General features: G+C 68.5%; 17 protein-coding genes. 10 read left to right on the forward strand and 7 right to left on the reverse strand.

Annotated features, from left to right (window positions below):
* Positions 1-30: 30 nt before the first annotated feature.
* Positions 31-1,050, reverse strand: coding sequence for a zinc-dependent alcohol dehydrogenase (locus BLQ70_RS05805; protein ID WP_091856224.1), 1,020 nt, complete (start codon positions 1,048-1,050; stop codon positions 31-33).
* A 54-nt stretch (positions 1,051-1,104) separates the two neighbouring features.
* On the opposite strand from BLQ70_RS05805, the gene mdoH reads away from it, so the two are divergent.
* From mdoH to BLQ70_RS05835, 6 genes are all read left to right on the forward strand, one after another.
* A complete protein-coding gene (gene mdoH / locus BLQ70_RS05810) occupies positions 1,105-2,919 on the forward strand; it encodes a glucans biosynthesis glucosyltransferase MdoH (protein WP_244511924.1) in 1,815 nt (604 codons plus the stop codon).
* Complete coding sequence (locus BLQ70_RS05815) at positions 2,916-3,692, forward strand: FkbM family methyltransferase (protein ID WP_091856226.1); 777 nt, start codon at positions 2,916-2,918, stop codon at positions 3,690-3,692. The genes mdoH and BLQ70_RS05815 overlap by 4 nt, the downstream gene beginning before the upstream one ends.
* A gap of 207 nt (positions 3,693-3,899) precedes the next feature.
* Entirely contained in the window at positions 3,900-4,868 is a 969-nt protein-coding gene (locus tag BLQ70_RS05820; RefSeq protein WP_091856227.1) for a hypothetical protein, read from the forward strand.
* Positions 4,869-5,069: 201 nt separating this feature from the next.
* The gene (gene otnI / locus BLQ70_RS05825; RefSeq protein WP_091856228.1) at positions 5,070-5,849 is read left to right on the forward strand and encodes a 2-oxo-tetronate isomerase; all 780 of its coding nucleotides are present in this window, start codon (positions 5,070-5,072) and stop codon (positions 5,847-5,849) included.
* On the forward strand, positions 5,849-6,853 hold the full coding sequence (locus BLQ70_RS05830; RefSeq protein WP_091856229.1) for a glucokinase: 1,005 nt from the start codon (positions 5,849-5,851) through the stop codon (positions 6,851-6,853). Before otnI ends, BLQ70_RS05830 begins: the two co-directional genes overlap by 1 nt.
* Before the next feature lie 31 nt (positions 6,854-6,884).
* Complete coding sequence (locus tag BLQ70_RS05835) at positions 6,885-7,931, forward strand: acyltransferase family protein (protein WP_244511925.1); 1,047 nt, start codon at positions 6,885-6,887, stop codon at positions 7,929-7,931.
* Positions 7,932-7,943: 12 nt separating this feature from the next.
* On the opposite strand, the gene BLQ70_RS05840 is transcribed toward BLQ70_RS05835, so the two are convergent.
* A complete protein-coding gene (locus BLQ70_RS05840; RefSeq protein WP_210184247.1) occupies positions 7,944-8,282 on the reverse strand; it encodes a hypothetical protein in 339 nt (112 codons plus the stop codon).
* 135 nt (positions 8,283-8,417) lie between these two features.
* Between BLQ70_RS05840 and BLQ70_RS05845 the strand changes: the two genes are divergently transcribed.
* Positions 8,418-10,223 carry an ABC-F family ATP-binding cassette domain-containing protein gene (locus BLQ70_RS05845; RefSeq protein WP_425284559.1) on the forward strand — a complete coding sequence of 602 codons (1,806 nt, stop codon included), beginning with the start codon at positions 8,418-8,420 and terminating at the stop codon, positions 10,221-10,223.
* Between the two features lie 103 nt (positions 10,224-10,326).
* Positions 10,327-11,073, forward strand: coding sequence for an SDR family oxidoreductase (locus tag BLQ70_RS05850; protein ID WP_091856644.1), 747 nt, complete (start codon positions 10,327-10,329; stop codon positions 11,071-11,073).
* Between the two features lie 172 nt (positions 11,074-11,245).
* Here BLQ70_RS05850 and BLQ70_RS05855 read toward each other — a convergent pair whose 3' ends face one another.
* A complete protein-coding gene (locus tag BLQ70_RS05855; RefSeq protein WP_244511949.1) occupies positions 11,246-12,136 on the reverse strand; it encodes a metallophosphoesterase family protein in 891 nt (296 codons plus the stop codon).
* A 332-nt stretch (positions 12,137-12,468) separates the two neighbouring features.
* Between BLQ70_RS05855 and BLQ70_RS05865 the strand changes: the two genes are divergently transcribed.
* The gene (locus BLQ70_RS05865) at positions 12,469-12,978 is read left to right on the forward strand and encodes an NUDIX domain-containing protein (protein WP_091856233.1); all 510 of its coding nucleotides are present in this window, start codon (positions 12,469-12,471) and stop codon (positions 12,976-12,978) included.
* A gap of 18 nt (positions 12,979-12,996) precedes the next feature.
* Here the strand turns inward: BLQ70_RS05865 and BLQ70_RS05870 are convergent, their stop codons facing one another.
* A complete protein-coding gene (locus tag BLQ70_RS05870; protein ID WP_091856234.1) occupies positions 12,997-14,535 on the reverse strand; it encodes a lyase family protein in 1,539 nt (512 codons plus the stop codon).
* A 327-nt stretch (positions 14,536-14,862) separates the two neighbouring features.
* Between BLQ70_RS05870 and BLQ70_RS05875 the strand changes: the two genes are divergently transcribed.
* On the forward strand, positions 14,863-15,378 hold the full coding sequence (locus BLQ70_RS05875) for a GNAT family N-acetyltransferase (RefSeq protein ID WP_091856645.1): 516 nt from the start codon (positions 14,863-14,865) through the stop codon (positions 15,376-15,378).
* On the opposite strand, the gene BLQ70_RS05880 is transcribed toward BLQ70_RS05875, so the two are convergent.
* From BLQ70_RS05880 to BLQ70_RS05890, 3 genes are read right to left on the reverse strand one after another with little or no spacing between them, the layout of a single operon-like run.
* Positions 15,362-17,452 carry a hypothetical protein gene (locus tag BLQ70_RS05880; RefSeq protein ID WP_091856235.1) on the reverse strand — a complete coding sequence of 697 codons (2,091 nt, stop codon included), beginning with the start codon at positions 17,450-17,452 and terminating at the stop codon, positions 15,362-15,364. The genes BLQ70_RS05875 and BLQ70_RS05880 overlap by 17 nt on opposite strands.
* A 2-nt stretch (positions 17,453-17,454) precedes the next feature.
* On the reverse strand, positions 17,455-20,280 hold the full coding sequence (locus BLQ70_RS05885; RefSeq protein WP_091856236.1) for a DUF4159 domain-containing protein: 2,826 nt from the start codon (positions 20,278-20,280) through the stop codon (positions 17,455-17,457).
* Between the two features lie 11 nt (positions 20,281-20,291).
* Positions 20,292-21,209: a DUF58 domain-containing protein gene (locus BLQ70_RS05890; protein WP_091856237.1), complete on the reverse strand. Its 918-nt coding sequence runs from the start codon at positions 21,207-21,209 to the stop codon at positions 20,292-20,294.

Consider the following 21,209-nt stretch of genomic DNA (forward strand, 5'->3'; position numbering starts at 1 on the left):
CTCCCGGGGATTGCGTTTCAGGCGGCGCGGTCAGGCGCGCGTTTCATAGCAAATCGCGGCTGTCAGGCCAGCGGCGCCGGGCGCGAGCAGGCCGGGCAGGCGCTCGGCTAGGTCGCGGAAGGCGATCTCGTCGGTGATCAATGCATCGAGCCGGTCGTCGGCGAGCAATGCCATCGCGGCCTGCGACCGGCGGGCATAGTCCCAACGTGGGCGCCGCGAGGCCGAGACCAGGCCGACCTGCGAGGAGACGAGCTGGAGCCGGCGGGCATGGAAGGCTCCGCCGAGCGCGGCGGGGACGGCGCCTTCGCCATACCAGCTCAGTTCGACGACCCGTGCCTCTGTGCCGGCGGACGCGATGGCGGTCGCGAGCCCTGCCGCCGTGGCGCTGGCATGGAAGACGATATCGGCATCGACAGGCGCAGCGTCCGGCAATGCGAAGTCGAAGCCGAGAGCGCCGGCGAGCGCGGCGCGGCGCGGCTCGACATCGACGAGCGTGACCTCGGCTCCCGGCAGCCGGGCGGCCAGCCAGGCGACGAGCAGGCCCAGCACGCCGCCGCCCACGATCACGATCCTGTCAGCGGGACCGGAGCCGGCATCCCAATGGGCATTCAGTGCCGTTTCCATGTTGGCGGCGAGGATGGCGCGCCGGGCCGGAACCGTGTCCGGCACCGGGACCAGGCTGCCGCGCGGGGCGACGAAGCGGTCCTGATGGGGATGAAGGCAGAAGACGATGCGGCCCAGCATGTCGGGCGGGCCGGCATCGACGCGGCCGACGGCGCAATAGCCGTATTTGACGGGAAACGGGAAGTCGCCCTGCTGGAACGGGGCCCGCATGCGTTCATGCTCGGAGCGGGGGACGCGGCCTTCGGAAACCAGCCGTTCGGTGCCGCGGCTGACGCCGCTCCACAGCGTCGTGACGAGGCAGTCCTCCGCCCCGGGGGCGGGCAAGGCGATCTCATTCAGGTTGCATTCACGGGGTGCCGTATACCAAAGCGCAAGAGCCTTTGCCCTTGCGTCAATCGAGGTTGCAGGCTTTAGCTCCCGCGCCATTCGCGTCCGATCCCGTCCGTCCGAGCCTGTCTGCCTACCATGACAGAGACCGCCATGAACCAGCGTCCCGCTCCGACCACGTTCCGGCGGGCGATGCAAGAGGCCGGGCCCAGCGGCCTGAACCCGGCCGGGCTGCAAGCGGAAACCGCGCTGCGCCGCCGGCGGTTCCTCGTCCTCGCCTTGAATCTCGTGACGCTTGCCCTGCTGGCCACCGGGCTTGCGCGGGTGCTCGGGGCCGGAGGCTGGACCCCGGCCGACGTGGCGATCTTCGTCGCCTTCCTGTTCGGCGCGCCCTGGACCGTGCTCGGCTTCTGGAATGCCGCGATCGGGCTCTGGCTCCTGCACCGCAAGGCGGATGGGCTTGCCGACGTCGCGCCCTTTTTCGCAGCCGGAGGGCAGGCGACGCCGCTGACCTTGCGGACCGCCGTTCTGATGACGTTGCGCAATGAAGACCCGGCGCGCGCCTTCCGCCGGCTCAAGGCCGTCAAGGACAGCCTGGATGCGACAGGCGAGGGCGTCTGGTTCGACTATTTCGTGCTGTCGGATACCAACGACCCGGCTGTCGCCGCCGCCGAGGAAAGGCTGGCTGAAGCCTGGGCGCGCGAGATCGGCGAGCCGGCGCGCCTGACCTATCGCCGCCGCAGCGACAATGCCGGATTCAAGGCCGGCAACCTCCGTGATTTCTGCGAGCGCTGGGGCGAGCGCTACGAATTGATGCTGCCGCTCGACGCCGACAGCGTGATGGCGGGCGAGGCGATCCTGCGCATGGCCCGGATGATGCAAGCGCATCCGAAGCTCGGAATCCTGCAAAGCCTCGTGGTCGGCATGCCCAGTCGCTCCGCCTTCGCCCGTATCTTCCAGTTCGGCATGCGCCACGGCATGCGGCCCTACACGATGGGCTCGGCCTGGTGGGCCGGCGATTGCGGGCCGTTCTGGGGGCACAACGCCCTGGTACGGATCGCACCGTTCCGCCATCACTGTCATCTCCCGGTGCTGCCGGGCGGGCCGCCGCTGGGTGGGGCGGTGATGAGCCATGACCAGGTCGAGGCGGTGCTGATGCGCCGGGCCGGTTACGAGGTGCGCGTGCTCCCGGTCGAAGGCGGAAGCTGGGAGGAGAACCCGCCGACCATGCTCGACTTCGCCAAGCGCGACCTGCGCTGGTGCCTCGGCAATCTGCAATATCTCAAGTTGCTCGACCTGGCCGGCCTCAAGCCGATGAGCCGGTTCCAGCTGATCTGGGCGATCCTGATGTTCCTCGGCCTGCCGGCCTGGACATTGATGATCGCGCTCCTGCCGCTGAAGGTTCTTGAGGACCGGGCGATCGCCGATTATCCGGCCGTGCTTGCCGGCGGGCTCTATCTCCTGTTCCTGGCGATGTACCTCTCGCCGAAGCTGGCGGGCTTCGCCGACATCCTGCTCACGCCGGGCGGCGCGGCGCGTTACGGCGGCCGGACGCGCTTCCTGGCCTCGGCTGCGATCGAACTCGTCTTCGCCTTCCTGCAGGGCGCGGTGTCGAGCTTCCGGACGACGCTGTTCATGGCCGGGCTTGCCTTCGGTCGGGCGAGGATCGGCTGGAACGGGCAGGCCCGCGACGTCCATGCCCTGTCCTTCGCGACGGCCTTCGCCGGCCTGTGGCCGCATCTGCTGTTCGGGGCCTATCTGTTCGCCACGCTCGGCGTGATGGCGCCGGCGGTTCTGGTCTGGTCGCTGCCGCTGACGGCTGGCTACGTGCTGGCGATTCCTTTCGCCATGTTGACCGCGTCGCCCGGCTGCGGCGCCTGGCTGGCGCGACGCGGGCTCTGCGGCATCCCGGAGGATTTCGACCTGCCGCCGGTTCTGGCCGCGATCCGCGACGGGGAGGCGGCATGAACGCCGTCACCTATCCGAAGGGGACGGTGAAGGCGCTCTCGCGCTCCTTGCGCATCTATCACGGCGACAAGCAACGCCATGCGGCGATGGACCGGCTCTACGGGGCATTCCTGGGGCCCGGCGATCTCGCCTTCGACGTCGGCGCTCATGTCGGCGACCGGGTCTCGTCCTTCCGTCGTCTGGGCGCGCGCGTCGTCGCACTCGAGCCGCAACCGGGCGCGGCCCGCGTCATCCGCCTGATCCATCGGCGCGATCCGCTGGTGACGCTGGTCGAGGCGGCCTGCGGCGATCACGAGGGCTCGATCGTGCTCCGGATCAACAGCCGGAACCCGGCTGTCTCGACGGCCTCGGCCGCCTTCATCGGCGCGCCTGCCAGCGTGCGCGGCCCGGAAGAGCAGGCGCCTTCGGAAGAGCAGGCCTGGGATCACGAGATCGCGGTGCCCTGCACCACGCTCGACCGATTGATCTTGCGCTACGGCCTGCCGAAGCTGCTCAAGATCGATGTCGAGGGCTTCGAGGCGCATGTGCTGGCGGGGCTGACCAAGGCGGTGCCGGTGATCTCCTTCGAATTCACGACGATGCGGCGCGAGGTTGCAGAGGCCTGCCTCGTCCTGCTGGAAACACTCGGCCCCTATCGCTTCAATGTCGCGATCGGCGAGAGCCAGGTGCTGGAACTCGGTGAGCCCGCGAGCGCCGAGGCGATGGGCGATTTCCTGCGCGGCCTGCCGGGCGCGGCCAGTTCGGGCGATGTCTACGCCATCCTGACGGCCTGAAGGCGCTTCGAAAGGCACCCGGACGGGCGTTCGAGCCGTCATCGCTCGCTGTCGTCGAGCGGAACGATGCTGCTTCCCGGCCGTTGCCGGAGAACCCGAAGCACGCCGGGTCGCAGCCAACCATGGCCCGGTTCCTGTCCAGCCCGGTCAGCCCAGGTTCATCCGGCCGCGATCAGGCTGTTTCGGAAACCGTCACCAGGGATTGCCATGACTCGTTTTCTTCGCCCGCTCGCCGTTTCGGTCGCTCTTCTCGCCTCGCTGACGGTTGCGCGGGCAGCGGGCGATATCGCCGTCGAGGTGAAGAACGAATCCGAGCCGGTGCTCTGCGCCGAGAAGGACAACGTCACGATCAAGGCGATCTCGCCCGAGGTCCGGCGCTTCCAGATCGTAGCGGCGCATCCGGCTTATGTCGCCGGGCTGGTGCGCGACAACTGGGATGCCGACTGGACGAATTGCGACATGAAGGGCGATCCGTCTTTCGCGTCGCCGACGCCGCCACGCCGCGTCACGTTCTGGGAATCGATCGATTACTGGCTGGTCGGCTACACCTTCCCGAGCTTCTGGCGCCCGGCGGAGACGACCTTCCGCGTCGGCGACCGTGTTGAGAAGGGCCTGCATCTTGTCCAGCTCTGGAAGCTCGGCAAGGACAAGTCCCACGAGGTGCTCGTCGTCTATCCGCAGGACGGCAACTGGCGCGCGCGGCCTCTGCCGCCGGAGCATCTCGGCTTCTCCTCCTACGGCTCCTCCTTCCTGTTCGGGCCGATCGAGCAGGACGGGCGCCCGGTGGTGAACATCAAGGAGATCGAATTCGACCCGAAGACGCTGACCTTCAAGCTGAATTTCAAGGACGGCTCGTCCGGCAGCCTCAAGCTCGACAGCGTCGACGAGAACCGGATGGTGCTCGATGCTGTGCTCGACCAGCCGGTGACCGGCGGCAAGGGCTTCGTCGCGCTGCGCTCGATGTATGTCACCGAGTTCAACAACGACGTCGCCCGCATCGCGTTGCGCGAGCCGGGCGCCAAGGGCTGGCGCGAGGAGGCACTGATGTCCTATCCCGGCGGCAAGGCGACCGATATCTGGATGGGGCGCACGACGCATTCGCGCCACAACACCTCTTCGCCCGACATGGTGTTCCGGCGTTTTTCCAGCGATCCGAACCCGCCGCCGAAGCCTTAAGCGCCGTCACTCTCGGGCTTGCTCCGAGAATCTCATGACGAGTGAGGACTGGTTTTCGAGATGCTCGGGTCAAGCCCGAGCATGACGCGGAATGCGGCCGCAGCGGAACGCATTCCCTCCCTGCCGCGTTTGGCCATGACGCGGCTGGCGCATCGGTCTAACCTGCGCCGACCGATCCGTGCCCAGCCTGCAGAGAGCCTCATGCCGCGTTTTGCCGCCAACCTGTCGATGATGTTCACCGAATGGGAGTTCCTCGATCGCTTCAAGGCGGCTGCCGAGGCAGGGTTCGAGGCGGTGGAATTCCTGTTCCCCTATGAGCATACGCCCGAGCAGGTCGGACTGGCATTGGCCGGCGGGGAGCTGACGCAGGCGCTCTACAACCTGCCGCCCGGCGATTTCGGCAAGGGCGAGCGTGGCATCGCGGCACTGGCCGGGCGCGAGGACGAGTTCCGGGCTTCGGTCGATACGGCGCTGTCCTATGTCCACGAGACCGGGGTCAAGCGCCTGCACATGATGGCAGGGCTCGCCGATCCCAACGATCCCGTCGCGCAGAAGACCTATCTGGCCTCGCTCGCCTATGCCGCCGACAAGCTCGGCGAGCAGGGCATCGATCTCCTGCTGGAGCCGATCAACGGCAAGGACATGCCGGGTTATTTCCTCAACGATTTCGACCAGGCGGCGGCTTACGTCCGCGAATCCGGCCGGCCGAATGTCCGATTGCAATTCGACATGTATCATTGCGAACTGATCCACGGCGACGTCTCGGCGAAGCTGAACGCGCTCTATCCGCTCGTCGGCCATGTCCAGATCGCCCGCGCCAATGGCCGCCACGAGCCAGATGCCTCGGGGCCGGATTACCCGACGCTCTTCAATGAACTCGACGGCCTCGGCTATGACGGCTTCGTCGGCTGCGAGTACCGGCCGGAGGCCGGCACGCTCGAAGGGCTCGGCTGGTTCGCGCCCTGGCGGAAGCCGCTCTGATGCGCCCGCCGTCGATCTCCTATCCGGTGCTGGTCGCCGATATCGGCGGCACGAACTGCCGGCTGTCGCTGGTGACCGATGCGGACTGCGCGCACCGGCCGCTGGCCAGGATCGGTACGGGCAGCTATCCGACGGCGGAAGCTGCCTTCGCCGCCGTGCTCGCCGACGTGCCGGAGAAGCCGCGTTCGGCGGTGATCGCCGTCGCCGGGCCGCTCGATGGCCGGCAGGCGCAATTGACCAATGCCGTCTGGCATCTCGATGGGCCGCGGATCGCGGGCGCTCTTGGCCTGAGCCAGGGCCTAATGGTCAATGATTTCGAGGCGCTCTCGGCCTCGCTCGCGGTGCTGCGGCCCAGTGATCTCACCACTCTGGTCGAGGGCGATCCCGAGCCTGAAGGCGTGAAACTGGTGCTCGGGCCGGGCACCGGTTTCGGCGCGGCGGCGCTTCTGATGCGGGGCGAGCGCGGCGTGCTGATCCCGACTGAATCCGGCCATATCGGTATCGGCCCGGAGGACCAGACCGAGCAGAAGATCTGGCCGGCGCTGAGCGAAGGCATCCCGCGCCTGACGGTCGAGCATCTCCTCAGCGGCGACGGGTTGGTACGCCTGCACAAGGCGGTGGCCCGGACCTCCGGCATGCTGGAGGCGGAGGTCAGTGCGGCGGATGTTTCCCGCCTCGCGCATGACGGCGATCCGGCGGCGCTGATGGCCGTCGTCTGCTTCTGGCGCCTGCTGGGGCGCGTCGCCGGCGATCTCGCTCTGGTCTTCAAGGCGACCGGCGGCGTCTTCATCGCCGGCGGCATCGCACCGCATCTCTTGCCGCTCGCGGACAAGACGGCGATTCGCGCAGCCTTCGCCGGCAAGCCGCCGATGGAGGATCTGGCGGAACGTTTTGCCCTGCATGTCATCACCGCGACCGATGCGGCCGAGCAGGGACTGGCGGCGATCGCCGCCAATCTCCATCGCTTCGGGCTCGACGATCCCAAGCGGCTGTGGTTTGGCTGAGCGGCCTTTTCACGACGTCGCATAGGTTCGCGTGCAGCCCATCCATTCGATCCAGGTCCTGCGCGCGCTCGCGGCCTTCATGGTCGCGATCCACCATGTCCAGCCGGATGCCGCCGTGGTGGCCGCGCGCGGGGGCCTGAGTTTCACGCGCAGCGATCTCCTGCCCTGGATGGCGGGCGTCGACATCTTCTTCGTCGTCTCCGGCTTCATCATGGTCCATGCCTCGCAGGACCTGTTCGGTCGCGACGGCGCCTCGCGCCTGTTCCTGAAGCGCCGGCTGGCGCGCATCGTGCCGCTCTACTGGGCGGTGACGACGCTGTTCCTGCTGGTCGGGTTCGCGGTTCCCGCTGTGCTCAATTCCGGCGTGCCGAGCCTCCAGCAGATCGTAGGCTCCTACCTGTTCTGGCCGGTGGTCTCGACGCAAGGCTTCGTACAGCCGGTCTATTCACTGGGCTGGACGCTGAACTACGAGATGCTGTTCTACGTGCTGTTCGCGGCCGGCCTGATGCTGCCGCGGCGCTGGACCTTGCCTGCGATCACGCTCGTCCTGGCGTTGCTGGTCGCGGCCGAGAGCCTGAGCGGGCCGCTGGCGCTGCCTCTCGGCTTCTGGGGGCAGCCGATCGTGCTCGAATTCGCGGCGGGGATGGGGATTGCAGTCCTCTGGCAAAAAGGCTTGCGATTGCACGGGGCGTTGCGCATCGCCGTTGCGATAGCCGGTGCCGCATTATTGGTCGCGGCTGCCCATATTCCCGGCGCGGACGGTCCTTGGAGCAGCGTCCTCTGGCGGGGTGGGGCCGCCGTCCTCCTGATGCTGGCTGCCGGCTGTGGTCGCGAGGGCATCGTGCCCCTGAAGCCGGTGAAGGCTTTGGCCGCTGTGGGCGATGCCTCCTATGCGCTTTATCTCGTCCATCCCTTCGTAATCCGGGGGATGCGCGAGGTCGTGCTGCGGCTCGGTTTGCATTCACCGATGCTCTATATCGCGCTGGCGCTCGCCGGCTCCGTGATCGCGGCGCTGCTGCTCTACCGCTTCTTCGAGAAGCCGGCGACGCGACTGGCCCGGCGCTGGCTTGGAAGTTGAGGCGGCTGAGCCTCAGCTCAGCTTCATGCCCTTCAAGGACTGGCCGACCACCCCGCCATCCCTGCGGCGCTGGGCTCGCTTCGACTTGATCGTCGCGACATGCTCGGGCTGCGGGAAATAGCCGCGCTCCATGACCTCCAGCGAATATTCCTCATAGGTGAGGCCGAGCGCCGAGGCCTTCTCCTCGCGCCTGAGCGCGATCTCGCGCGGCTTCTTCCAGGCCTTGCGATGGGCGAAGCGCCAATCGAAATAGCGGCCGATAGTGCCGGAGCCGGTGGCAGCGCGGCGCTTGCGCTCCTTCAGCGGCGGGCCGCCATTATGGCCGATCCCGATCGGGCGTTCGCTGGGCATCGCTCTTGGACTCATCAGGTCTCAATCCCGATCACGATAAGGGGCGGAACAGGGCTGGCAAGGGCCGTGCCAGACTTGCGGGCGTGACAGGGCGGCGGTGGCGGTCTATCCCGCAGGCCGAACACAGGACGGATCATGGCCCCCTTGCTGCATCTGCGCGACGTCGCGCTCACCTTCGGCGGACAGCCGCTGCTCGAAGCCGCCGAGATCGCGGTTTCGGCGGGCGAACGCGTCTGCCTGGTCGGCCGCAACGGCTCGGGCAAGTCGACGCTGCTGAAGATCGCGGCGGGTATCGTCGACCCCGATCATGCCGAGCGCTTCGTGCAGCCGGGCTCGACCATCCGCTATCTGCCGCAGGAGCCAGATTTCACCGGCTACAGGACCTCGCTCGCCTATGTCGAGGCGGGGCTCGGGCCGGGCGACGACGCCTATCGCGCGCAATACCTCATCACGGAACTCGGCCTGACCGGCGAGGAGGACCCCGCCACCATGTCCGGGGGCGAATCGCGCCGGACGGCGCTGGCACGGGTGCTGGCGCCGGAGCCCGATATCCTGCTGCTGGACGAGCCGACCAACCATCTCGACCTGCCGGTGATCGAATGGCTGGAGCAGGAGTTGAAATCGCTGCGCTCGGCCATGGTGCTGATCAGCCATGACCGACGCTTCCTGACCTCGCTCTCGCGCGCGACGATCTGGCTCGACCGCGGCGTGACGCGGCGGATGGATAAGGGATTTGGGGATTTCGAGGCCTGGCGCGACGAGGTGCTGGCGCAGGAGGAACTCGACCGCCACAAGCTCGACCGCAAGATCGCCCGAGAGGAGGACTGGCTGCGCTACGGCGTCAGTGCAAGGCGCACGCGCAACCAGCGCCGTCTCGGCGAGCTCCATTCGCTGCGTGACCAGCGCCGCACGGCGCGGGCCGCGCAGGGCAATGTCCGGCTGGAGGCGAGCGAGGCGCAGACCTCCGGCAAGCTCGTGATCGAGGCGATCGACGTCGCCAAGGCCTATGGCGATAATGTCGTGATCAAGAACCTGTCCCTGCGCGTCGCGCGCGGCGACCGGATCGGCATCGTCGGGCCGAACGGCGCCGGCAAGACTACATTGATCAACCTGCTGACCGGGGCGCTGGCGCCCGATAGCGGCACGGTGAAGCTCGGCACGGCGCTGGAGATGGTGACGCTCGACCAGCGCCGCGAGAGCCTCGACCCGGCGACGCCGCTCGGCGATGCGCTGACCGGGGGCGGCTCGGATCAGGTCATGGTTGGCGGCCAGCCGCGCCATGTGATCGCCTATATGAAGGACTTCCTATTCCAGCCGATCCAGCGCGGCACGCCCGTCGGCGCGCTCTCCGGCGGCGAGCGAGGGCGATTGATGCTGGCGCGGGCGCTGGCGAAGCCCTCGAACCTGCTCGTGCTGGACGAGCCGACCAACGACCTCGACCTCGAGACGCTCGACCTGCTGCAGGAATTGCTCGCCGAGTATCAGGGCACGGTGCTGCTGGTCAGCCACGACCGCGACTTCATCGACCGGGTCGTCTCGGCGGTGCTGATCTCGGATGGCGACGGGGTCTGGACCGAATTCGCCGGCGGCTATTCCGACATGCTGGCGCAGCGCGGGCGTGGCGTCGGAGCCAAAGTACGGCCGGTCGAGAAGGCGGCGCCTGCCGCTGCCAAGGCTGCGTCATCACCGGCCACGTCCGCCTCCAAGCGCAAGCTCTCCTTCAATGAGAAGCATGCGCTGGAGACGCTGCCGAAGAAGGTCGAGGCGCTGCAGGCGGAGGCCGCGAAGCTCAATGCCGCCGTGGCCGGCGATCTCTATACGCGCGATCCGAAGCTCTTCGCCAAGGCGACGGCGCGTCTCGAAGAGGTCGCGCGCGAGATCGGTGACGCCGAGGAGCGCTGGCTGGAGCTGGAGATGCTGCGCGAGGAGATCGGGGCGTAAAACCCTGCCATCCGATTTTCGCACTCGCCCGCGCGCAAAAGCGCATTTACGGCCGCGCTCAATCGTTTCAAACATCGTGGCATCAAGACCACGAGGAATGACCATGAGACTGAAGGGCAAGACGGCGCTGGTGACCGGCGCGGCGCAGGGGTTCGGCTTCGGCATCGCCGAGACCTTCGTGCGTGAAGGCGCGCGCGTCGCGGTGCTGGACATCAACGGCGACAAGGCCAAGGAGGCCGCCAAGGCGATCGGTCGCAAGGCCTTCGCGGTGACCTGCGACGTCGGCAAGGCGAAGAGCGTCGACAAGGCGGTCGAGAAGATCCTGGCCAAGGTCGGGCGGCTCGACATCGTCGTGAACAATGCCGGCACCACTCATCGCAACAAGCCGATGACCGAGGTGACCGAGGAGGAGTTCGACCGCATCTTCGCCGTGAACGTGAAGTCGATCTATCTGATGGCGCGGGCGACCGTGCCGCATTTCCGGCAGCATGGCGGTGGCGTGATCCTGAACATCGGCTCGACGGCGGGCCTGCGTCCGCGCCCGGGCCTGACCTGGTACAACGGCTCGAAGGGTGCGGCGAACCTGATCTCGCAGTCGATGGCGGTCGAACTCGCGCCGGACAAGATCCGCGTCAACGCGATCGCGCCGGTCGCCGGCGAGACGCCGCTGCTCGCCACCTTCATGGGCGAGGACACGCCGGAGCGCCGCGCGCAGTTCACCGCCTCGATCCCGTGGGGCCGGTTCTCGACGCCGCAGGACATCGCCAATGCCGCGCTGTTCCTGTGCTCGGACGAGGCCGACATGGTGACGGGCTCGGTGCTGGCGGTCGACGGCGGCCGCTGCGTCTGAGAGCCCTGTCTTCCCGTGCGCGCTGCGGCGCGCAGTGCCGCTGCGCAGACACGGGACCGTTCTCAGAAATGGGCACCCTGTCGAGCGCGCGACGATGGGAGTTTTCATCGTCGCGCGGTCCCGTGTCTGCGCCGCAGCGTTGCACGCTGCAGCGCGCACGGGATGACGCCTGTCAGGCGCCTTTCGTCAGAGCGATTTCCTGACGGAGAATCACCGTACCGTCCGGTTCGAAGCCGCGCTGTTCCAGCGTGATCCGCGGCTCCCTGGCGTCGCCCTCGATGCGGAAGAGATGCCAGGTGCCGAGTTCGCCATGACCGCGCGGGCCGATCGAGGCCGAGGGCACGCCGATGATCGGCACGTCGCGATCGGTGCCCGGCCGCCAGGCCAGCGAAAAGCTGTGATTGTGGCCGTGCAGGACGAGATCGGCGCCCTTGCGCTTCAGCATCGCCTCGAAGGCGGCGGCATCGACCAGTTCGCGGCCACGCTTGGCGCCGCCGACATAGGGCGGGTGATGGATCAGCACGACGCGGATGAGGTCTTCGTCGCGGGCGCGGTCCAGAAGCGCTGCGGTGCGGGCGATCTGCTCGCTGCCGACGCGGCCGGTCGCCATCAGCGGCAGGGTCGGAACGCCGCTGTTGACGCCGATCAGGGCGATCGGGCCGCGGCGGCGATACCAGGGATAGCCGGCCTTGCCCTCGTCATCGGCGATCCAGGGCGCGAGCAGGCCGGCCAAGGGCTTCAACGATGAGCGGGCATAGGCGTCGTGATTACCGGGCACGAAGCTGACCGTCTCGCGCGGGCCGAGCGTGTCGAGGAAGGCGATGGCCGTCTTGAATTCGTCGGGCAGGCCGATATGGGCGACATCGCCGGTGCAGGCGATGTGATCGGGCACATGCGCGTGGATATCGGCGACGATCCGCGTCAGGATATCCATGTCATGGGCATGCCGGCGCTTGCGACGCCAGTTGACGTAGCCGGTCGCGCGCTTGCCGAAGAGCTGATGCAGCGAAAACCCGGCGAGCGGGCCGAGATGCGGGTCGGACAGATGCGCGAGCTTGAACACGCTCAAGCGCTTGCCCCCGCAGGAGGCCATCAGTCAAGCGCGCCGACGGCGCGCCTGGACTGCGGAAGGGCCCGAAAGCCTCAGTTGGCGGCGCCGGTCAGTTCCGACACGATGCGGGAATCGGTCAGCGTGATGGCGGGCTTCCAGACATAGGCCGGCTTGGCCTTGAGGCGGGCGATGATGAAAGAGAGAAGCATGATTTCGGTGTCCTGATGTTGCAGTGCGATATCTGCCTCATTTGGGGCGCGTTTGTGGCGGAACAACTGAGCTGGTTGACGGTCCGTCATGCAGTTTTTGCATAGACAATTAACTCAGCCTTGAGAATCGATCGGATGCAATCAGAGACGCCCCAGCCCGCCGCCGATCCGGACAGGCCGCGAACACTCGCGCAGCGCCTGCTGACCCGCCTGCTGCATGTCTATTTCCGCTTCGCGCGCGGCGTGACCTTCGGCGTGCGCGGCGTCGTGCTGAACGATCGTGGCGAGGTCTTCCTGATCCGCCACACCTATGTGCCCGGCTGGCATTTCCCGGGCGGCGGGGTCGAGGTCGGCGAGACGGCGGAATTGTCGCTGGAGCGCGAATTGTCGGAGGAGGCAGGCATCGCCCCGACCGAGCGGCCGGTCCTGCACGGGTTGTTCTTCAACCGCAGGATCTCGCGGCGCGACCATGTCGCCGTCTATGTGCTCCGCCGGTTCCGGGTCGAGCGCGTCAAGAAGCCTGATCGCGAGATCGCGGAAGCCGGCTTCTTCCCGCTGGACCGGCTGCCGAACGGTACGACGCCGGCAACGCGGCGGCGGCTGGCGGAGATCATCTCCGGGCAGCCGCCTGCGATCGAATGGTGAGCCTGGCTGCCCGACCGTTCAGTTCGCGCTTTTCGCCAGCGTGCCGAAATCGGCGTCGAGCTTGGCCAGGCCCGCTGCGATCTTCGCGCGCCGATCCTTGATCCAGGTATCCTGCCTGTCGATGCGTTGCTTCGCCTCGGCGAGCATCCGGTCCATCTCGGCCGGCTGCGGGCCGCCCGATGTGGCGCGGTTCCTGATGATCGCGACGGGGTCGAGCGTCGCGCGGAACTCGGCCTCGCTCATCGGCAATTCGGCTGCGGCGAGCCCCATCTCGGTCGCCGCCTTGCGGTAGATCGCCTGCGCCTGGGCATAGGGAAACTCGGTCGGTTTGATGTTGTTGAGTTTGGCGTAGTCCACGACCTCCGATGCGAAATGATGTCCGGCGCGGAAGGGCAGCTTGTATTTCCGCATCAGCACATCGGCGAGTTCCTGGGAGGCGGTCCAGTCGCTGTTGAGCTCTTCGAGCGCGCGTTCCGGGTCGATGGCGAGCGCCTTCAGGATGCGGTCGAGCCCCTGCAGGGCCTTGGTCGCGCTGTCGGTCATGGCGCTGTTGGCCTTGGCGCCCTTGGCGTCAGGCATGCCGGGCGGGATGTTATGTGCCTTGAAAACCGGCCCCACCGCCAATGACAGAGCGGTCGAAGCGTCCTCGCGGGTGCCGTTCAGCAGGCCCGGATTGCGCTTCTGCGGCATGGCACTGGAGACATAGGTGTTGCCGCCGCCGGTCGTGCCGCCGCCCTCGCGCAGCAGGATCCAGGGCCGTGCCTGGGCATATTGCGTCATTACGTCCTCGATGAACCCGCCGACATGCAGCGCAATGCCGGTGACGATGCCGCCGACCTCCACGGGCAGGTCGGCAGCCGCGATCTGCGAGGCGTCATAGGCGTTCTCGACGAGGCCGGCGAAGCCGAGATAGTCAGCCATGCGCTGGCGATCGAGCGGCCAGCTCGTGCCGTTGAGCACGGTCGTACCCATCGGCGAAAGGTCGACGCGCGCATAGGTTTCGCGGATGCGCTGTGCGTCGCGGTCGAGGCCGGCGGCGAGGCCCAGAAGATAATGGCCATAGCTGTTGGGCTGGGCGGCGACGCCGTTGGTGTAGTTGGGCACGACGGTGTCGCGATGCGTCGCCGCGAGATCGACCATCGTCCGTGTCGCCCGGTTGAGCTGGTCGGCCAGCAACAAGAGCCGGTCGCGCATGATCGCGGCGCGGTAGGTCGCATGCATGTCCTGACTGGAACGCCCGGCATGGATCAGCGTGACCTCGACCCCGGCTTCCTTGATCATCAAGGGCTCGAAGGTGATGACGGTCGAGGGGCGCTTGGCGCCGGGCTGGCCGCCGGCTTCGATCACTTTGGCGATGCCTTTCGCCAGCTTCGGCGCCAGCGACCGATCGAGCAGGCCCTGCTCCGAATTGATGACCGTGCTCGCCTTGTTGATCTCGCCGAGCCAGAAGAACTCGTCCCGGACGGGCTCCTTCGGTGGTGCCGTCTGCTGGGCGTGGGCGGGCAAGGAGATCGCCGTCAGAAGGAGGGCGGCGGCGAGCGGTTTCAATCCGGACATCGATTCCTCCGTTCCGAAAGGCGATAGCGCTCTCGGTGTCTGTGGCCCTGTTCCCCCACCTGAAACTGGAGTTGAGACCAAAGCGGCGGGGCCGGCAAGCCATCGCAGGACCGGCGCAAAGCGGGGGCCGTCTGGCCGCGCATCAGATTCTTCCGAAAAGTGGATTCCCCTTTTCGGCCCGATGCTGTAGAGGCGCTTTCATGATGATCCGGCTGAGCCTGCGAGACCTGCGACGACCGGCGCGCTGAATGCGCCCTCCCGGTCATGCGCCCGCACGCGCCTGCCTTCGCTCTGCCGATCCGCCTCTCGCGCTACACGTCGATCATCATGACATCCTTGCCTCTGACCATCCGCCACGAACTCCCCGTGGACGCCGCCGCGATCGAGCGCCTGCATGAGCGCGCCTTCGGCCCCGGCCGTTTCGCCCGCACCGCCTTCCGCCTGCGCGAGGGCGTGCCGCCCGAGCCGGCCCTGTCCTTCGCCAGCCATGTCGGCACCTTCCTCGTCGGTTCGGTCAAGGTGACGGCGGTCCTCGCCGGCGGCCACAAGGCGCTGATGCTCGGGCCGCTGACCGTCGATCCGGCCTTCGAGGGCCGGGGGATCGGTGCAGCCTTGATGAACCGCTCGATCGAGGCCGCGCGCGAGGCCGGTCACGACCTGATCCTGCTGATCGGGGACGCACCCTATTACGCCCGCTTCGGCTTCAAGGTCCTGCCGCCCGGCCAGTTCGTACTGCCGGGGCCGGCCGATCCGGCGCGCTTCCTGGCCCTGGAGCTGGTCGAGGGTGTGCTGAAGCAGCGCAGCGGGGCGGTGGCGTCGATGCGCTTCAGCTCTGACGCCTGAGGCGCCTGCCGCTCTCGCCAAGCCAGCCGGCGACGAGGGCGCCGAACAGCACCGCCAGTCCGAGCAGGCCGATGAACAGCGGCGAAATGCGCACACCGCGCACGATGCCGGAATCGCTGATCCTGAGGCCGATCCAGTCATTGCCGGCGAACTGGCTGCCGGAGCGCACCGGCACGATGCGCGGCAGGTTGACGGCCGCGCCGCTCTCGCGGCCGATGCGGCGCGAGGAGCCGCCGGTCGCCTGCGCCAATTGCTGGAGCGCGGCGGGGTCGCTGACCACTTCCATCAATTCGCGCGGGTTCTCGGGGCCGACGCTGGCGAAAGCGGTGAGATTGTCGGCTGTCAGCCGGTAGAGCCCGAGATCGCTGGTCGGGATGCGGGCGGTGAACAGGCCGGGGCGGCCGGGCTCCAGCGTCACCGTGCGCGACTGGCCGTCGGGGCCGGTGATGGTGACGGGCGAGGGGTTGTCGCGCAGCGTTTGGCGCTCGACCTCGACGGTGGCGCCGCGCACCGTGGCGCGCAAGGCCTCCTCCTCCAGCTCCGGCTCCTTCATCAGCCAGTGGCTGAGGCGGCGCAGCAGGTCGAGATAGGGGCCGCCATCGCGGAAGCCCCGCGCCCAGAGCCAGGCATGGTCGGAGAGGAAGAGCGCGACGCGGCCCTTCTGCTCGCGTGCCAGCATCAGCAGCGGCCGCTCGCCCGGGCCGGTCATGACGGGGGCGGTGCCGGCCCGTGCCTGGGCGCCGACCATGCGCAGCCATTCGCCCCAGCGCGGCGGCGAGACCTCGGAACCGGGCAGGTCGCGCGTGACAGGGTGGCGCTTGCCGGGTTCGCTGACCTCTGCGCGATAGGCCTCGTCGATGACGCTGCCATCGGGCAGAGCCGGCAGGATCTGGCCGAGCGGCGTGCGGGCCAGCGTCTGCGAGCCTGCATATTCGGGGCCTGCCGCGACGAGCAGCGCGCCACCGTCGCGGACATAGCGCACGATGTTCTCGAAATAGAGCAGCGGCAGGATCGACTGGTTGGCGTAGCGGTCGAAGATGATCAGGTCGAATTCCTTGATCTTGACCTGGAACAGCTCGCGTGTCGGGAAGGCGATCAGCGAGAGCTCGTTGATCGGCGTGCCGTCCTGCTTCTCCGGCGGGCGCAGGATGGTGAAATGGACGAGGTCGACATTGGCGTCGGCCTTGAGGAGGTTGCGCCAGGTGCGTTCGCCCGGATGCGGCTCGCCCGAGACCAAGAGCACGCGCAGCTTGTCGCGGACACCTTCAATGGTGATGACCGCGCGGTTGTTCGCCAGCGTCAGCTCGTTGTCAATGGCCTGCGCCTCGATCTCGACGACGTTCGGGCCGCCGCGATCGATGCGGACGGGGACCTGCACGGTCTGGCCGGTCGCGACCTCGCGGCGGGCGATGATCTCGCCGTCGCGGCGGATGGTGAGGCCGGCGCGGCCGGGGCCACCCTTGTCGACGACGCGCAGCCGGATGATCTGGTCCTTGCCGACAATGCCGAAGCGCGGCGAATCGACCAGCACGATGCGGCGGTCGATCTCGGCATTGCGGCCGGTGGTCAGGACATGCAGCGGCGCGCGCAGGCCGAGCACCTCGGCATTGGGCGGGGCATCGTGGGCGAGGCCGTCGGTGATCGCGATCGCGCCGGCGACGCGCTCCGAGGGCACATCGGCAAGGCTCGTCGACAAAGCCTCGAACAGGCGGGTGCCGTCATTCGTGCCTTGCGCGTCGCGCAGCTCGACGATCCGCGGCTCGACATTGGGAACGCCGCGCAATTGCCGCTCGATCTCGGCTACGGCGGCATCGGTCTGGGCCGCGCGGTCGGCAAGACGGTTGGAGGCGGAACGGTCGACCACGACGGCGACGACGTCCTTGACCGGCTCGCGATCCTCGAAGACCAGCGAGGGGTCGGCCAGCGCCGCCGTCAGCACGACAAGGGCGAGCGCCCGCAGGATGGCGCTGCGGCCGGCCAGCACGATGGCTGCGCCGGCGGCCAAAGCCGCGAGCACGGCGAGGCCGATCAAGAGCGGCAGGGGCACCATCGGGGCGAGGGAGACGCTCCACATGGCTATTGCCCCAGCCTTTCCAGCAGGGCCGGGACATGGACCTGGTCAGCCTTGTAGTTGCCGGTGAGCGCGTACATGACGAGGTTGATGCCGCCGCGCAGTGCCATCTCGCGCTGGCGCGGATCACCGCCGGAGAGCGGCACCAGCCCTTCACCGCGCCGGTCGATCGCCCAGGCGGCGGCGAGGTCGTTGGCGGTGATGACGATCGGCGAGACATTGTCGCCGGCGCGCGCCGGACGGCGCCCGTCGCTATCAGCGGGCGGCAGGGTCTCGACCCAGGTCGTGCCGGTGTCGTAGCGGCCGACGAGTTCGTCGAGGATGTAGAAGGTCTTGGTCAGGACGTGGTCGCGCGGCAGCGGCTCCAGCTCGGGGATGTCGAGCGTCTGCAGCATGCGCTTGAGCTGGTCGCCCTCGGGCGTGGTGCCGCCGCCGGGGCGGGCGCTCATGGCGTCGCGGGTGTCGAAGATCACGAGGCCGCCGCCTTTCATATAGGCTTCGAGCTTGCGCAAGGTCTCGGCCGTGGGGAGCGGGCGGCCAGCGACGATCGGCCAGTAGAGCACCGGGAAGAAGGCGAGTTCGTCGCGTTCGACGCTGACGCCGACGGGATCGCCCGGCTCCAGCGCCGTACGGGCGCCGAGCACGGTGTTGAGCCCGGTCAGGCCAGCCTTCGACATGTCGTCGACGGGTTTGTCGCCGGTGACGACATAGGCGAGCCGCGTCTGTGCGCCATTGGCAAGCAGGGCACGCGGGATCGGCGGGCGGGTATCGGCCTGCGCATTCGGTGCGGGTTGCTGGGCTCGTGCGGAATCGGGCGCAAGCGCGAAGGAGGCCGCGAGCGCGATCAGGATCGCGGCGGGCGCGGCGGCCCTGCGCAGGCGAGCGACGTTGAGACGGCCGCCGAGCCAGAGCGTCGCCAGCGTGTCGATGACGAGCAGCAGCAGCGCGAGGACCAGCATCGGCGGGCGGATGTCGCGAGCGACCGGCTCGTCGATCGGCAGCACGGATACACCCAGGCTGGCGAGGTCCAGCGCCGCGAGCGTGTCGGTCGGCGTCAGCGCATTGACTGCGAGCGAGCCGTCGGTCGGGCCGTAGAGGCCGGGCGGATGGGCGAGCGTGGCGCGGCCGGCATAGTTGCGCGCCACCGGCTGGGCGGTCGCCGGTGCCGCGCGGAACTGGCCGATGCCGTCGAGCACGCGGGTCGGGGACAGGGTCTCGACCTTGGTCTCGTCGCCTTGCGTTTCGACGGTGGGGCCGTTGCCGGCGAGGTTGACGATCTTGCGGAGCATGTCGACGAAGAGGCCCGAGAGCGGAAGGTTCGACCAGGTGGTGTCGGCGGTGACATGAACCATGGCGATCAGGCCGTCGCCACGCCGCTCGGCGGTGACGACCGGCGTGCCATCCTCCAGCGCGGCCCAGGTCTTGCGCGACAGGTTCGGTTCCGGCTCGGCCAGGATCTGGCGGCTGACGCGGATGTCGTCGCTGATCGTCAGGCCGAAGAACGGGCTTTCGCGGGTGAAGGGTGCGAGCTTGCGCGGGCTTTCCCAGGACAGGCCGCCGCCAAGCGTGCGTCCGCCGCGGCGCAGCCGCACCGGCGTCAATTCGTCGGAAGCGGCGGCGAGGCGCGCGCCGGCGAAGCGCAGCAGCACGCCGCCGCGCTCGACGAAGCTCGTCACCTTCTCGGCCGTCTCGCGATCGAGCGCGCCGATATCGGCGAGGACCAGCACCGAGAGATTCTGGGCCAGCATTTCGCCGATCGGATCGGTCGAGCCCTGCCGGGGTTCGCGGATCTCGGCGAAGGGCTGGAGCGCGCGGGAGAGATAATAGGTCGGAGACAGCAAGGGCTGCGCCGTGTCGGCGGTCGCGCCGGAGACGAGGCCGATGCGGCGGCGCTTGGCGCGGTCGTCCAGCAGTGCAACCGCGCCGGCACTGCGCTCGCCGATGATCTCCAGCCGCGAAACGGCGTTGCGCACCTCGATCGGCAAGGTGAGCCGGGCGGTCGTCTCCAGATTGCTGCCTTCGAAGATGAAGGGCGCGTTGCCGAGCGGCAGGCCCTTGAGATCGAGCGCGCGAACCTGGCCCGTCGCGGGGGCGCTGGCGACGGGGCGCAATACCTTGACGGTCAGGGCACCCGCGAGGTTCTCGGGGGCGGCGAGGGCAAGCTGCGCGGGCGGAGCGGCGTGGATCGCGAGGCGGCGTGCTTCGGCATCCTGCTTCAGCCGTGCGAGGAAGCTGCCGTCGTCGGAGACGCCGAGGCCGTCGGCAACCCAGACGATCTCGGCGGTGGGCGAGCTCTGCAAGAAGGCCTCGATGCGCGGGAGATATGCGGTGCGGTCCGGAGCGTGCGGCTGGAGCGGGAGGGCCCGCAAACGGTCGAGCGCGATGCGGGGCTCGGCCAGCGCGATGGCGGCAGGAGCTTCGGCGAGACCGACGACGGCGACCGGGCGGCCTTCGCGGGTCGCGGCGGCGATGCGCGATTCGGCGACGGATACGCGCTCGGACCAGTCGGTCGCGGCGCCGAAACCGTTATCGATCAGGAGCAGGACGGGGCCGCGCGAAGGCGCGGCATCGCGCACCGGATTCCAGACCGGGCCGGCGACGGCGAGAATGGCGAGCGCGGCGACCGCCATGCGCAGCGCCAGCAGCCACCAGGGCGTATGGGCCGGCGTCTCACGCTTGGCGATCAGGTCCGCCATGATCTTCAGCGGCGGGAAATCGATGCGGCGCGGTCGCGGCGGCGTGACGCGCAGGATCAGCCAGAGCGCCGGCAGCAAAGCGAGCGCCGCAAGAGCGAGCGGGGCGGAGAAGCTGAAGGGCAGGGCGCTGAGCATTGGCGATCCCCTCAGAAGCCCGAGGCGCTGCGCGAGGCGGCAATGAGGCTCGCGATGCGCAGCACGGCTTCGCTGGCCGGACGGTCGGTGCGATGCAGCGTCAGGGTCCAGCCGGCCTTGCGGCAGGCCTCGGTGATCGCCTCGCGATGGGCGGCGAGACGCTGGCGGTACTCGTCGCCCCAGGCCCCGGCGTCGCCGACGCGCAGGGTCAGCCCGTCCTCCAGATCGAAGAGTTCGGCCTGGCCGCTGAAGGGGAAGGTTTCCTCGATCGGATCGGCGATCAGCAGGACATGGCCGCGCGCGCCCGACGAAGCCAGCGTGGCGATGCGCTGGGCCAGCGCCGAGGCTGGCGAGAGCCCGTCGGTGATGATGATCGCGTCGGCCAATCGCGGCAGCGGCGCCTCAGGCGGCAGGTCCGAGGGGGTGTTGCGCTCGTCGGCAATGACGGCCTGGGCCAGCAGCTCGACGATACGACGGGAGGCCAGCGCCCGCGTCAATCCGATATGGCCGACGCGTTCGCCGCCCTCGACCATCGTTTCGGCCAGCGCGAAGCCTGCGACCAGTGCGCGGTCGAGCTTCGAGGCCATGGCGAGCGAGGAGGCGAAGCCCATCGAGGGGGAGCGGTCGATCCAGAGCCAGATCGAGTGCGAGGCTTCCCATTCGCGTTCGCGGACGAAGAGGTGGCCGTCGCGGGCGGAGCGGCGCCAGTCGATGCGCGAGGCCGATTCGCCGGCGACCAGCGGGCGGTACTGCCAGAAGGTCTCGCCCGGACCGGCGCGGCGCCTTCCATGGATGCCATGGATGCTGGCCGAGACGCGGCGCGCCTCCAGGATCAGGCGCGGCAGGCGCGCGGCGAGGTCGAGCGCATCCGTGAGGACCGGCCGTGTCGGCCGCCTTTCGCTCGGACCCAGGACGCGCGTGCGCAGCAT

Source organism: Allobosea robiniae (assembly GCF_900102525.1).
GTDB lineage: Bacteria > Pseudomonadota > Alphaproteobacteria > Rhizobiales > Beijerinckiaceae > Allobosea > Allobosea robiniae.